Origin of the sequence: Hymenobacter pini, from assembly GCF_020421205.1 — a bacterium.
Classification (GTDB): Bacteria; Bacteroidota; Bacteroidia; order Cytophagales; family Hymenobacteraceae; genus Hymenobacter; species Hymenobacter pini.
The window spans coordinates 914,474-927,522 of the sequence record NZ_JAIZZH010000001.1 but is presented as its reverse complement, the minus strand read 5'-3'; the positions used below and the strand labels follow the sequence as shown (position 1 = coordinate 927,522).

General features: G+C 62.8%; 11 protein-coding genes. 5 read left to right on the top strand and 6 right to left on the bottom strand.

Annotated features, from left to right (window positions below):
* Positions 1–151: 151 nt before the first annotated feature.
* The 4 genes from LF252_RS03890 to LF252_RS03880 form a co-directional block, all read right to left on the bottom strand.
* Positions 152–1,717: a TROVE domain-containing protein gene (locus LF252_RS03890; RefSeq protein WP_226267800.1), complete on the bottom strand. Its 1,566-nt coding sequence runs from the start codon at positions 1,715–1,717 to the stop codon at positions 152–154.
* Between the two features lie 169 nt (positions 1,718–1,886).
* Positions 1,887–3,176: a PcfJ domain-containing protein gene (locus LF252_RS03885; RefSeq protein WP_226267798.1), complete on the bottom strand. Its 1,290-nt coding sequence runs from the start codon at positions 3,174–3,176 to the stop codon at positions 1,887–1,889.
* 248 nt (positions 3,177–3,424) lie between these two features.
* Entirely contained in the window at positions 3,425–3,547 is a 123-nt protein-coding gene (locus LF252_RS22765) for a hypothetical protein (protein ID WP_262904834.1), read from the bottom strand.
* 423 nt (positions 3,548–3,970) lie between these two features.
* On the bottom strand, positions 3,971–6,610 hold the full coding sequence (locus tag LF252_RS03880; RefSeq protein ID WP_226267797.1) for a PAS domain-containing sensor histidine kinase: 2,640 nt from the start codon (positions 6,608–6,610) through the stop codon (positions 3,971–3,973).
* Positions 6,611–6,796: 186 nt separating this feature from the next.
* On the opposite strand from LF252_RS03880, the gene LF252_RS03875 reads away from it, so the two are divergent.
* From LF252_RS03875 to LF252_RS03855, 5 genes are all read left to right on the top strand, one after another.
* Positions 6,797–7,258 (top strand): hypothetical protein, encoded by a 462-nt coding sequence (locus LF252_RS03875; RefSeq protein ID WP_226267795.1) that lies wholly within the window; start codon positions 6,797–6,799, stop codon positions 7,256–7,258.
* A gap of 116 nt (positions 7,259–7,374) precedes the next feature.
* Positions 7,375–8,442, top strand: coding sequence for a sensor histidine kinase (locus tag LF252_RS03870; RefSeq protein ID WP_226267793.1), 1,068 nt, complete (start codon positions 7,375–7,377; stop codon positions 8,440–8,442).
* Entirely contained in the window at positions 8,417–9,151 is a 735-nt protein-coding gene (locus LF252_RS03865) for a LytR/AlgR family response regulator transcription factor (RefSeq protein ID WP_226267792.1), read from the top strand. Before LF252_RS03870 ends, LF252_RS03865 begins: the two co-directional genes overlap by 26 nt.
* Before the next feature lie 119 nt (positions 9,152–9,270).
* A complete protein-coding gene (locus LF252_RS03860; protein WP_226267789.1) occupies positions 9,271–10,173 on the top strand; it encodes a histone deacetylase family protein in 903 nt (300 codons plus the stop codon).
* Positions 10,174–10,447: 274 nt separating this feature from the next.
* On the top strand, positions 10,448–11,464 hold the full coding sequence (locus LF252_RS03855; RefSeq protein ID WP_226267788.1) for a J domain-containing protein: 1,017 nt from the start codon (positions 10,448–10,450) through the stop codon (positions 11,462–11,464).
* 60 nt (positions 11,465–11,524) lie between these two features.
* Here the strand turns inward: LF252_RS03855 and LF252_RS03850 are convergent, their stop codons facing one another.
* Positions 11,525–11,893, bottom strand: a complete 369-nt coding sequence (locus LF252_RS03850; RefSeq protein WP_226267787.1) for a DoxX family protein — start codon at positions 11,891–11,893, stop codon at positions 11,525–11,527.
* 147 nt (positions 11,894–12,040) lie between these two features.
* On the bottom strand, positions 12,041–12,919 hold the full coding sequence (locus tag LF252_RS03845) for an alpha/beta fold hydrolase (protein ID WP_226267785.1): 879 nt from the start codon (positions 12,917–12,919) through the stop codon (positions 12,041–12,043).
* Positions 12,920–13,049 lie beyond the last annotated feature (130 nt).

Genomic DNA, 13,049 nt, shown 5'->3' with positions numbered 1-13,049 from the left:
GGGAAGGAGCAGGAAGGAGGTGGGAATTTCGGGACGCAACCCGGGAGTGGCACCGCGGATAACAGGTGTCAAAGCCACTCCCGGGGCCGCGGTAAACATATTCAATCAGGGCACGAGCAACCGGCTGGATAAGGATAGCACGAGTAATAGGTTAGAAGTCGATTTGCTCGATTTCGGTGAGGGCCGAACCGCCGTTTTCCAGCGCCGTCAGCACGTCAAATAGTTTATCCGACCACCCGGCCAGCAGGTACGCGCCGTGCTCGGGCTTCACCTGCACCGGAGTGGTGCCGTGCCCAGCCAGGTCGAAGAGGTAGAGCCGGGCGTGGGGGGCCACGGTGCGGCGGTACTCAGCCCATTCCTGGGCCATACTGGTGCCGTTGAGGTGAGTGTTCCACAGCTGGCAGTCGGTGAAGAGTAGTACCTTATCCACCACCTCGCGGCGGCGGCGCAGGTCCTCAATCACCAGGTAGCCGTTGGTGCTGTAGCCCACCTCCCCTTCGCGCTTGTACAGCTCCTGCACGTTGCGCAGCACCGGTCCGGCGGGCAGCGCAATGCGCTTCCAGACGTTGCCGAAGATGCCGGTTACCACGTTCGGGCAGCGGCTCTGCAGCAGCATGCCCAGCACCAGGCCCACGTCGTAGAGCAGCACCTTGCTGCGCGCCGACACCGGCTGCTGCATGGAGCCCGACACGTCGCAGGCCACTACCACCCGGGTTTCGGAGCCGAAACCGGGCAGGTTGGCAGCGCTGTGGCCGATGGCCGTTTCCAGGGCCGCCAGCACCTGGGCCACCGGGTTGGGTTGCAAGCCCAGGGCCGTGAGTGCGGAGGTCAGCACGCCGGTTTTCAGCGCCAGTACCTCCCGGTAGGCGGCCAGGAACCGGAACGGCAGCTGCTTGCTGCGGGCCACCTGCCGGGCGTCGGCCAGGGTGGCGCACACCCGGCCGAGGGCTTCGGCGGGTACCTGGGCTTCCAAGATGTTGCGCAGGTTGCGCAGCAGCGCCATGTAGCCCAGCTTGCCGCTGTCAATCAGCTCCGTCCACTTCTGCCGGAACGCGGCGGTGCGCGCCTCGGCGGTGGCAAAGCTCGCCTGCCCCAGGGCCGACAACTCGGTTTCCCAGGTGTAGGGCGTGGGCAGCGTGTCGGCGGCCAGCTGGTCGAACAGTGCCTGGCGGGCGTCGTCGTGCGGGCGGGGGTGCACCAGGAACAACGCGTCGCGCAGACGCACGGCCCCGGCCCGGTTGTACTTGGCCAGCTGGTAGCCATCAAACTTGTTGAACGCCAGCGCCAAGCCTTTCTGCACCTGCTTCGACAGGCGGCCCAGCGTTTTGGGGCCGCTCCGGCCGTTGGCGGCGGCGTAGTAGGCCAGCAGCTCGGTAATTTCGTCGGGGCGCTGCACCACTCGGGCCACCAGGCGGCTTACCAGGCTGGTACCCCGGTGCTGGCGGGCCAGCTCCACGGCCAGCACCAATGGCACAGAGCGCAGGTGCAGCTTTTCGCGGGCGTACACGGCCAGCTGGGCTACAAACCGGGCATCGTTATGGGCCACCAGGTGGCGCAGGCGGGCCAGGCGGGTGTCGGCTTTTTCGTAGAACTGGTCCTGCAGGCCCGCCATGGCAACGGCCGCGTACAGCTCCAGGGCCGACGTGAGCACGTAGGCAGGTGCGCCGGCGTGGTTGACGGCGGTAGCCGCCGGAACGGGAGTATAGTTGAAACGCATCGTATGGGAGGATAGTGGCGCGCCCGACCGGATAAGCAGCAGAGCTAGTGCGGGGGGCGCGGCGGTGGAACGGAGGACAAGGACAGGAGGTAATTGATGAAGGAGCGGATATCGGCGGCGGAGGTGGCCGGCCGGGTGGTGTTGGAGGGAGCAGGCATGAGCAGGGCGGTTAGTAGGCCGTGGCGCTGAGGCTGAGGCCGGCTTCGGCCATCCAGCACCGGAGCCAGTGCAGCTCCGGCTCGGTAGGTGAGCGGTTGTCGCGGCCCCGCACCTGCACGATCTGGCGGTTGGGCTCCACTTCCATCGTGAGGGCCCGCACCCCGTTGATGCGCAGCGAGAAGATGCCGCAGTGGCCCCGCAGGCAGTAGTACACGTACGACGACACGCAATGCTTTTGCAGGCTGCCTTCCTCCACCAACGCGGCGTAGTTGAGCAGCTGGATGATGTGCACCCGGTGAGGGCCGGGGGCGGTGTACCCCGCAAACGGCAACCCTTCCCAGGTGGTAGCCAGGCCCACATTGTAGCCCCAGTACTCCCGGGCCCGCTGCGTGCGGCGGTACCACTGCCGGGCCTGGGCCAGCACGGCGGCCGGCCGGCGGCCTTTCAGCGAGAAGCCGGGGTGCGGTGGTTGGCCGTTGATGCCTACCGTGCGCACGGCTTCAATCCACTCGCACACCCGCCCCAGCTGCGCGCCGGCGGGCAGCGGAGCCGACCGAAAAAACGCCACCACCTGCAACCAGGCGGCATCCTGCGGGGTGATTTCGCGGCCCAGCCGCGTACCCAGCACCGGCGGCAGCAGGTGTAGGGCATCGGTGGCGGCCAGCTGGGCATAGCGCACGGCCTGCACCAGCGTGTACTCGTAGGGGGCCTGGCGCATTTCGTGCTCCAGGCGGCGGCTCAGCGGCACGGGCAGATTCGGAAAACTCCGAAGAGCCTGGCCGCTGCCCAGGTGCACGGTCAGCTGGGCCATGTCCACCTCGTGCTGGGTGAGCTGCCCGGTTGCCCAGGCTTCCACCACCCACCCCGGCACGTCATAAAACGCATCGAACAGGTGGCGCACCAGGCTGTAGAGCTGCCGAAACGCGTTACGCCGGTGCGGGTGCCACGCCGCCACCTCGCGGCAGCGTCGCGGATACAGCCGGGTAATGGCCGCCACCGCTGGCACCAGCTCCGGGCGGGTCAGGATGTGGGTGCGGCTTTGGGCCAGGGCCCGCAGTGCTTCCCGGCTGATGGCCTGCTCAGCGGCGGGGAGGCCGTGCAGGCAGTGGCCGTACAGCCGGGCCGCCACGGTATCGGGCTCTAACCGGGCGTGCACTTCGGCTACCGAGCTGCACGTACAGATAAAATCAATTTGCCGAGCTACGGACCATTTGTGTCCGGCGGGGCGGTTGGCCAGCACCGCAGCCGCGCGGCGGGCAGTCTGGGCTTCCACCGAGAGGGGCTTGTTTCGATTTGCCATCGGAAAGTGCTGCTCAGGGGCCGAGCAGCCGATGAAAAAGGTGCGCCACTGGCACCCCGTGTTGTTATCTGAATCATGTCTTATTTAAAAAATAGGCGCACGTTTCCCGGCCACTTATTTTACAATAAACAGCCATTTAGCAAACCAAAAACAACAGGCAATATTTTTCCATCAGCGCATTTTTCTTGCGCTACTTAGCAGATAAATACCAACCAGTTTATTTTTTCAGCACCCGCTCCAGCGGAAGTTTACCGGAACGGAAAGGCGCGGTGCAGTTGCGAAATAAACGCGGAGCCCGGGGTGGCCACCTGCCACCCGTGGGCAGCAAGCAATGGCCGGTAGTTGGGCGACGAAGCAGTGAAGAGGAACATTGGAATAGAGAATACGTCGTGGAAGGATGAAAGCAAAAACGCCCGAACCAGGTGGGGTTCGGGCGTTTGCGTAGATGATAGTCGGTTAAGGAAACCTCATCTGGTAGCATGCGCGCCGAACCCCGGCTGGATCTTTTGATCCGCGCCGCAGAGCATTGGCTGATATTCGTTGAAGTGACTGCGCATGACAGATGAGAATTAGGCGTTCGAGGATGTGTTGGTGCTCTTGAACGGGACAAAGATAGAAAGGTTATTTTCACAATGTCAATAGCATTGAAAAATATTTTTATATTTTTTTATTAACCCTTCTTATACTTCATTATTTATTATTCATCTATTTAAGGCAATTCGTAATTACTGCGCTGTATTTTCAAATAATTACACGTCACACCCTGAGGCGTGCATCTTATAGCAAATACTGAATTACAGAATTACCGGCCCGGTGAGCGGGATGTATAGCCGTATGCTGGCTCCGCCAGCTGCCCCGGCACCAATGGTGATGGTTCCACCCAGCAGCTCCACTTGGTTGCGGATGCTGCGGAGGCCCAGCCCGGTGCTTTGGGCGGGGTCGGAAGTAAAGCCGATGCCATTATCCTCGGCGCACAGCAGCACGCCTTCCTCAACGGACTCCAGTTGCACCCGGGCCCGCGTAGCGCCCTGGGCATGTTTGGCAATGTTGTGGGCCAGCTCCTGGGCCATGCGGTACAGCGCCAGCTGCAACGCTGCCGATAGGTTCTGCTCCTCCCCCAGCGTGCTCCGGCAGTCCAGCCGCAACTGGGGGCTGCTAAGCTTGTGGCCGATGTCCAGGAAGGCGCTAGCCAGCCCAAACGACTCCAGAATGTGGGGCACCAGCTCGTGGGAAAGGCCCCGAATCTGGCGCATGGCTTCGCCCAGCAATTGGCTGGACTCCTGGTAAGCCGCTTTGGCCTCCGGGGTAAACTGCCGGGCAAACACGGCCAGCTGCTCCAGGCGCAGCTTGGTGGCGTACAGAATCTGCCCCACGCCATTGTGCAAGCCCTCGGCCACCCGCCGCCGCTCGGCTTCCCGGGCCTGCTGCACGGCTGCAAACAGCTCCTGCTGCTGGGTGAGGCGCAGGCGCAGGTTTTCCTCTTCCAGCCGCTGCCGCTCACTAATGTCCACATCCATGCCCACCAAACGGGCGGGGCGACCTTCCAGGCCGGGCACCAGCACCGCCTTCACGCGCACCGTTTTTTCGGCCTTATCCAGCCGCAGCCGTAGTGTGTGCTCAAACCCGGCCTCCCCGGCCTGCAGTTGCGCCACCAGCTGTCGGGCCGCTGCCTCCGACTCCGGGGCCGCGTATTGCAGGTACAGCAGCGGGGTGGCCGGTACCGTGGCCAGCCAGCCATACAAGTGGTACATTCCGGCCGACCACTGGATATGCCTGGTGGCCGGGTAGTATTCCCAGCTCCCCATTACGGCAACCTCCTCGGCCTGCTGCAAGAGGTGCAGGCTGCGGGTTTGCTCCTGCTCGTAGGTTTTTCGGTCGGTGATGTTTTCGGCGGTTACCACTAGGCCGTCGCGCAGCTTAGCGCCTACCACCCGAAACCATTGGTTGATATCCTCATGGCCGTAGTACAATTCCATATCCAGCCGCTGCCCGGTTGCTACCACGTGCTTGAAGGTTTCGAACACGGGCGTTTTCCGAACGCCGGGGTGTACCGTAGTGTAGCTGGTACCCGGGGGGGTACTATTGCCGTTATTATACAGGCGGGAAATCTGGTTGGACAGGACGTAAGTGAAGTCGATGATTTCGCCGGAGGCGTCGCGCACGGCTTCCAGCACCGTCACGGAGTTAATACTGGCCTCGAAGACGGAATGCAGCAGGGCCTGGCTTTCCTGCAGGGCCTGGGTGCGCTCCACCACCTCCTGCTCCAGCTGCTGCTTGTGCTGGCTAATGGCCTCTTCGGCCAGTTTCAGCTCGTGCACGTCGGTAGCGGCCCCTACCCACTGCGTAACATGGCCATCCTGCTGCGAAAAAGGAACTACCTGCACCAGAAACCACCGGTACTCACCCGAGGCACTCTTAATTCGGTGCTCCAGGTGCAGCGCCTGCCCAGTGGCCACCGCCGCCGCAAAACGCCGCTGCGACTCCGCCCGGTCGTCGGGGTGAATGGCTTCTACCCAGCCATAGCCGCACACTTCCTCCAGAGTCTGGCCGGTGTAGTCGAGCCAGCGCTGATTGCACCAGTCGGTGTAGCCGTTGGCAGTGTTGGTCCAGAGCAGGTCAGGCACCAGGTTGGCCACCAGCCGGAACTGCTCCCCGGAGTTCCGCAACGCATCCTCGATATGCTTCCGGCTGGTTTCATCCCGAAACAGCACGGCCACGCACCGCTGGGCGGGCTCGCCAATCCGGAAGGCCAATACGTCGAACCACCGGTGCAGGTCGGTGGCCCACTGCTGGCAGTGGCGCGGCTCGCCGGTCAGGGCTACATGGCCGTACATCTCAAACCAGTGCTGCTCCAGGGCCGGGGCCAGCTCACTCACACACCGGCCCAGCACATTGCGCAGGCCGGTTTGGCGCTCGAAGGATGGATTGGTATCCAGAAAGCGGTAATCAACGGGCCGGTCCTGTTCATCAAACAGCATTTCGATGACACAGAAACCATCGTCCGTGGCTTCAAAAAGGGCCCGGTACGTGTTCAGCTCCGCCGTCAGTTCTGCCGTGAAGGGTTGGGCGGCGGGCGGAACCGGCGGCTCACCGGCCTGCCAATACACAACGTGCTGCCCTGCCAGGCTACGCCCGCTTAGCGTTACCCACTGTTGCGCCTTGGGCAGCAAATACGGGCTTGGTGCCACTGTACCTTGTGCCATGAGTTGCTGCAGTGCCAGCAGCAGCGGGGCGGGCACTGCGGCCGTGGGTAGGGCGGCAAAGGGTTGGCCTTCAAGCTGGCTGACTGGCAGCCCCAGCCACGTAGCCAGCTGCTGATTCAGGCGCTGAATTCGTCCCTGGTCATCCAGCACCAGCAGGCCAATGGGCATGGCTTCCAGCAGCCAATCGGCGGAAACGGAAGAAACAGGGGCGGAAGTGAAACCGAAACTCATCAGTGCCAAGGTACGCAACCCACCCCAACTGGCCGCAGCAGCCCTACGTCGGTTGGGGGAGGTTGGCGCGTCGAGGGAACTACGGGGTTGGCAGATGTTTTTCGCACGGAAGCGGGTGGGCTAATAAGTTTGGGGTATTCTCCTAACCCCGCCACTCCGGTAGTGGCTCAACCTATTTCCAGTTCCATGAAAAAGCTGCTGATTGCCTCACTCCTGCTCGGCGCCATGGCCACCACCGCGCCGCTGGCGCAGGCCCAAACGGAGCCCGTAAAAAAAGTAAAAGCCAAGAAGGACAAGATTAAAGTGAAGGCTGCCGAGGGCGAACAGCCTGCCGACCAGGGCCGCCCCGAGGGCCGTGGTGGCCGCGGCAACCGCATGGCCGAGCTAACCCAGGAGTTGAACCTTACGCCCGAGCAGCAAACTAAGGTAACGGCCATCTGGCAGGAGCAAATGCAGGCCATGCAGGCCGCCCGCGCCAACAACCAGGGCGGCGACCGGGCCGCTATGCGCGAGCAAATGCAGGCTCAGCGCGTCACTACCGATGCCAAGCTGAAAGAAGTACTGACGCCGGAGCAGTACCAGAAGTACCAGGCCAAGCAGCAGGAGCGGATGCAACGCATGGGCCCGCCCCCCGGCGGCAACCGCTAAAGCGCACTTGCCCCGCACAGGCACCAAGCCGTTATGCTCCCTAAGCATAACGGCTTGGTAGCCGTTGGGCCGGTTTTCGGTCCGGTTCCGTATGTGTAGTTCTCTTTCTTCGCAGCATGGCTTTTTCCTTTTCCCACGTTACCCGCCAGCAGGTTTTGCGCATTGTGGTGCACGTGGCCGCGTGGGTGGCCGTGGCGGCCGTACCGCGCCTACTCTCCGAAAACCCGCCGCCGTTCCGGTTACACAATATCCTGTTGCCGCTCACGGTGGCCGGGTATTTCTACCTGAACTACTACGTGCTTATTCCGCGCCTGTACGCCCGGCAGCGGTTTGGGCTGTATTTCCTGGTAGCGGCCGGGTTGCTGGCGTTGGTGTACCTGCCCATGCTGGTGCGCATGGCGGGGCTATTGGGCCACCATCCGCACCACCCGCTGCCCCCGGGAGCCATCCATTATTCCCGGCCGCCTCGGGGGTTGTGGCTGATTGGAGTGCTGGCCTGGATTATCAGCTCGGGCATGCGCATTACCAGCGAGTGGTTTACCACCGAGCGGGCCCGGCAGGAGTTGGCCAACAAGCAGCTCACGGCCGAGCTGGCCTTCCTGAAGTCGCAGGTGAGCCCGCACTTCCTGTTCAACACGCTCAACAACATCTACTCGCTGGCCCACCTGAAGTCCGATGACACGCCGGAGGCCATTCTTAAGCTCTCCCAGCTGATGCGCTATATGCTGTATGAGTCGGATGCCGCGCGGGTGCCGCTGGCGCGGGAAGTGGAGTACCTGCGCAACTACATGGACCTGCAGCGCCTGCGCCTCGACGAGGAGCAGGTGCACATCCGCCTCACCGTGGACGGCCCGCTCGACGGAGCCCTCATTGAGCCCATGCTCTTAATTCCGTTCGTGGAAAATGCGTTTAAACACGGGGTGAGTGCCCGCGAGTTTTCGCGCATTGCCGTAGATGTGCTGGTGCGAGAAGGCCGGCTGCTGTTCACGGTGCAAAACTCCCGTTTTGCGTCCACCGGCACCCACGACCCTAACTCCGGCATTGGCCTGCCCAACGTGCGCCAGCGCCTCAACCTGCTCTACCCCGACGGCCGCCACCAGTTGCTGCTGGAGGAAACCTCCGACGAATTTATCATTGAACTAACCCTGCTGCTTGCCTATGCTCCGGTGCCTGCTCGTGGATGACGAACCCCTGGCCCTGCGCCTGCTGAGCTCCTACGTGGAGCGCGTGCCCTTCCTGGAGTTGGTGGGCACCTGCCGTAGCGCCCTCGATGCCCTTACGGTGCTGCAACGCGAGCCGGTGGACGTGCTATTTCTGGATATTCAGATGCCCGACCTCACGGGTGTGGAATTTGTGCGCAGCATGCAGCCCCAGGCCTTGGTTATCTTCACTACTGCCTACGAAAACTACGCGCTGGAGGGCTTCAACCTTAACGCTGTGGATTACCTAGTGAAGCCCATTGCCTTCGAGCGGTTTCTGCAGGCCGCCCAAAAAGCCCAGGACCGCCTGGCTCCGCGCCCCGCCGAGCCGGCCCCGCTCCCACCACCGGCCCCGACGCCCCCAGCGTCCGCCGACGACTACATTTTCGTGAAGGCCGACTACCACACCCAGCGCCTCAACCTGCGCGACATCCGCTACCTGGAAGGGCTGAAAGACTACATCAAGATTTACGCCGGCGGCAAGCCCATTCTCACCCTCAACTCCCTGAAAGCCTTCGAGGACCGCCTGCCCAGCCCCGATTTCGTGCGTGTGCACCGCTCCTACATCGTGGCCCTGGCCCACATCGACTCCATCCGCAAAAACCGCATCTATATGGGTGAGGTCATTATTCCCATCGGGGAGTCGTACGCCGAGGCCTTCTTTAAGCTGATTGAGGAGCGGAACATGCACTAGCGGCCCCGGTGGACATCAGAGTAATCCGACAGCTCAAAGTCGTCGGACCACTCCCGTTGAACGGCCTGCTGTTGACATAAACCAACCTGCCCCGGCCTGGTTGCGTTGAGCGAAACCCTATGCCCTGCCTCGCTTCTTCCGTCCGCTACAGCATCAGCCTGCCCCAAGGTCACCGTTTTCCCATTGCCAAATACGCCCTCATTCAGGAACAGCTTCTGTGGCAGGGCATTGCCGCCCCCGAGGATTTCTACGACCCCGGCCTGGCCACCGAGGAAGACATTCTGCGGGTGCACTCCCCGGAATACTGGCACCGGGTGCGCGAGTTGCAGCTCTCAGCCGCCGAGGTGCGCCGCCTGGGTCTCCCCCAGAGCCCCGAATTGGTACGCCGCTCCCTGAGCAGCGTGGCCGGCACCGTCGAATCGGCGAAACGAGCACTGCGGGACGGGGTCGGGCTGAGCCTGGCCGGTGGCACCCACCACGCCTTCCGGGACCGGGGCGAGGGGTTTTGCGTACTCAACGACATTGCCGTGGCCGCCGCCCACCTGTTGCACCACGGCCTGGCCCGGCAGGTGCTGGTAGTGGACCTGGATGTGCATCAGGGCGACGGCACGGCCAGTATTTTCCGGGACGAGCCCCGCGTGTTCACGTTCAGCATGCACGCCGGGGCCAACTACCCGTTGCGCAAGGAGCAGTCGGACCTGGACCTGGCCCTTGGTTTAGGAACCGACGATAAAACTTACCTGCGCATTCTACAAGAAACCTTACCCCGTCTGCTATGCGAGGTTCAGCCTGATGTTGTTTTCTACCAGGCCGGGGTGGATGTGCTGGCCACCGACAAGCTGGGCAAGCTGGCCCTCACTCATGCTGGCTGCCGCCAGCGGGATTATTACGTGCTCAGCCAATGTCAGCAGGCCGGCCTACCGGTGGCCGTGAGTATGGGCGGCGGCTACTCCGAGCAGCTGCGCGATATTGTAGATGCCCATTGCAACACCTTCCGGGTGGCGTATGAGCTGTATGGGTAGATGGGTAGTTGGGTGGTCATTGCGAGGTGAAGCCGAAGCACCCGAAGGACAACGCTGCTAACCCGTCCTTTCCTGAGTGTTACGCCATGAAGAAGCGCAACACCCCACCGCCAGCACGGACGTCAGGGGCTTTTGAGTAGCTCAGGGAAATTGTACTTCGAAAAAGGAAGGATTAGCTGCGCTGTCCTTCGGGTGCTTCGGCTTCGCCTCGCAATGACCGTTCAACCACCTAACCATCCAACCACCTACCCACCCATCCCCCTACCTTTGCCGGATGAACCTGCACAACCCGCTTACCGACCTGCCAGCTGCCAACCAACTGCCCACCCCGGCCCCGGCCGAAGCGCCAGGCACCCCAGCGCAGCAGGCGTTTCGGGAGGCCGTGGCACAGGTGGAGGGGTTGCGGCAGCGGCTGCGGGAGCTCCGGGCGGAGCAGGCCGAAGCGCGCCGCCGCTACTGGCAGCAAGTGGGGCCGGCGGCTCAGGCCGTGGTTCAGGCACGGGAAGCCCTACTCGCCCCGCTGGAAAACGCGTTGCTGCTGGGCTATTTCAGCCGCCTGGAAGAACAGCAGATTAGGACTCTCATTGTGGGCAACGCCCGGGCATTGCAGGACCGGTTTGGAGAAGATGCCAGCCACATCCTGCACAAGTACGCCCCGCGCCGCCCTACCCCCGCCAATGATGAGGACGAAGTAACACCTACCTCACCCGCAACCGAACCACTCGACGCTGCCCTGCCACCCCACGAGCAGGCCGCCGCTACCGCGCGGGCCCGGCGTAAAACCAAACAGCAGCGCATTGAGGAAGCCGCAGCCCAGGCCTCCCGCGCCGCCGAGCAACAACTGCTCACCAACACCAAAGACTTGTATCGGCAGCTGGCCCGCGCCCACCACCCCGACCTGGCCCGCGACGAAGCCACCCAGCAGCACCGCACTCAGCTGATGCAGCGCATTACGGAAGCCTACGAAACCAACGACCTGTACACCCTGCTGCAGTTACTTTCGGACACCACGCCCACCTCCGCCACCGATGAAACCTCGCTGGCCCGCTACACCCAGGCCCTACACCAGCAGCTGCTGGAGTTGAAGCAGCAGCTCAACGAGCTGAAGTACGGCGACAATGGCTTCAGTGGCAGCACCGGTAAAAAGCGGGAGCAGGAAATCCGGGTAATAAAGCGCCACCTGCGCGCCGAAGCCGAGTACTTGCTACACGCCGCCCGGATGATGCAGGAGCCCGCTAGCCTGCGGGAGCTACTGCGGGAGTTGGCCACCGAGGGGCACGACGTCTTGTAAAAAAACGACGGCCGGCCCACTGCTGAGAGTGGGCCGGCCGTAGCGGAAACTGCGGAAAAGCTACACAATAGTGGGAGCCGGACGACGCAGCCACAACACTACCAGCAACAGCAGCAGCAGCACAATAGCCGGCATGCCGCCCGCCAGTCCGCCTGGTATTTTGGTGGCGTGCATGATTACTGCCCCAATCATAATGATGATGAGGCCGGCAGCGGCCAGCCGCACGAAACGCGGAATCAGTAGCCCAATACCGCCCAGCACTTCGCCAAAGGCCACCACGTATGCCAATGCGCCGGGCAACCCCAGCTGACTGAACATGCCCACGGTACCAGGTAAGTCCAATAGCTTTTTGCCGCCAGAGGCAATAAACGCCAGGGCCAGCAGCCCCTGCAGAATCCAGGCAATAATGTTTCGGGTAGAAGCGGACATACGCAAATGGGATTTGGGAGTGAAATGAGAACCTCAGCCGCAGACCCGTTGCTAGGTATCCGCCGCGTTAGCGTCATAAACGCGCCGCCCCTCCAAATGTTCAGGGTGCCAAGTCATCCAGCGCTGGAACGGCTACTGCCATAATTCTCATTGGAGGAAATCTGCTATTCGTTGCAGTACCGCTGGCTCGCGCATAATCCGGTTGTGTCCCAAACCCGTGGTGCGCTGGAACACTAACCCCAGCCAGCTACTGGCAATTTCCTGGGCTTCGGCAAATGGGATGCTCTCATCCTGCTCATCGTGCAGCAGCAGGGCTTTATCCGCCGGAAATTGTCGGCCTACCTGCACCAGGCTGAAGCTCTCGGCGTCGCGGCCGTGCTGCTCCCGGATGTGCCGCCCCATGCGCTGTACCACGGCGGCTGGCAGCCGCAGCAGCTCGGCAAAGCGCCGGGCCACCGCCGTGGTGCTGCCCGGCACGGCCAGCAGTACCAGCCGGGGCAACCGCCCGCCAGTGGCCTGGTTAAAATGCACCGGCACGCCTACCGTGGCCGCTCCCCCGAACGAGTGCGCTACCACGCCGTGCACCTCGCCCAGCGTATCGGCCACGGCCTGAACGGCCCTCGCAAAGGCCGGCAGCGTCGTGCGGCTACCCGAAGAAGCGCCGTGGGCCGGGCCGTCCAGAGCCACTACCCGAAACCCCGCCTTCACCAGCGCCTGCGCGGCTACTCCCCAAAAGCTGGCCCGGTGCTCCCAGCCGTGCACCAGCAGCACGGTGCGTTGCCCACCAGAGTTCCACTCGTAGGCGCGCACGGTACGGGCGCCCACCGCTACTCCAAACGGGCGGGCTGCCTGCAGGGCTGCCGCTTCCCAGCTTTTCTCGGGTAGCCGGCGAGGCGTAGTAAACAGTTTCCAGGCTTCAGCAAATGCCCATTCTGTTGACAGGATACTCAGCAGCCGGAATTTCAGGCGCAGCAACGACAAGCCCACCGAAACTGGAGCGGGCGCAGGGGTAACGGGCGGATTCATCCGGCAAATATCGGCCCGCGCCAGCCAGCCCTACCCATGTACCTACTTTTTTTCCAGAACCCTCATCCGAAAGCTCCACCGTTTCGTATTTTCGCTGCCCCTTGTACCCCAGCATTTTCTGCTTTCTCCT

Excerpts from the sequence above, each read along its gene's own strand:
- LF252_RS03850 (WP_226267787.1), bottom strand. The coding sequence starts at position 11,893 with ATGTCCGCTTCTACCCGAAACATTATTGCCTGGATTCTGCAGGGGCTG.
- LF252_RS03845 (WP_226267785.1), bottom strand. The coding sequence starts at position 12,919 with ATGAATCCGCCCGTTACCCCTGCGCCCGCTCCAGTTTCGGTGGGCTTG.
- LF252_RS03865 (WP_226267792.1), top strand. The coding sequence starts at position 8,417 with ATGCTCCGGTGCCTGCTCGTGGATGACGAACCCCTGGCCCTGCGCCTG.
- LF252_RS03885 (WP_226267798.1), bottom strand. The coding sequence starts at position 3,176 with ATGGCAAATCGAAACAAGCCCCTCTCGGTGGAAGCCCAGACTGCCCGC.
- LF252_RS03855 (WP_226267788.1), top strand. The coding sequence starts at position 10,448 with ATGAACCTGCACAACCCGCTTACCGACCTGCCAGCTGCCAACCAACTG.
- LF252_RS03880 (WP_226267797.1), bottom strand. The coding sequence starts at position 6,610 with ATGAGTTTCGGTTTCACTTCCGCCCCTGTTTCTTCCGTTTCCGCCGAT.
- LF252_RS03860 (WP_226267789.1), top strand. The coding sequence starts at position 9,271 with ATGCCCTGCCTCGCTTCTTCCGTCCGCTACAGCATCAGCCTGCCCCAA.
- LF252_RS03890 (WP_226267800.1), bottom strand. The coding sequence starts at position 1,717 with ATGCGTTTCAACTATACTCCCGTTCCGGCGGCTACCGCCGTCAACCAC.
- LF252_RS03875 (WP_226267795.1), top strand. The coding sequence starts at position 6,797 with ATGAAAAAGCTGCTGATTGCCTCACTCCTGCTCGGCGCCATGGCCACC.
- LF252_RS22765 (WP_262904834.1), bottom strand. The coding sequence starts at position 3,547 with ATGTTCCTCTTCACTGCTTCGTCGCCCAACTACCGGCCATTGCTTGCT.
- LF252_RS03870 (WP_226267793.1), top strand. The coding sequence starts at position 7,375 with ATGGCTTTTTCCTTTTCCCACGTTACCCGCCAGCAGGTTTTGCGCATT.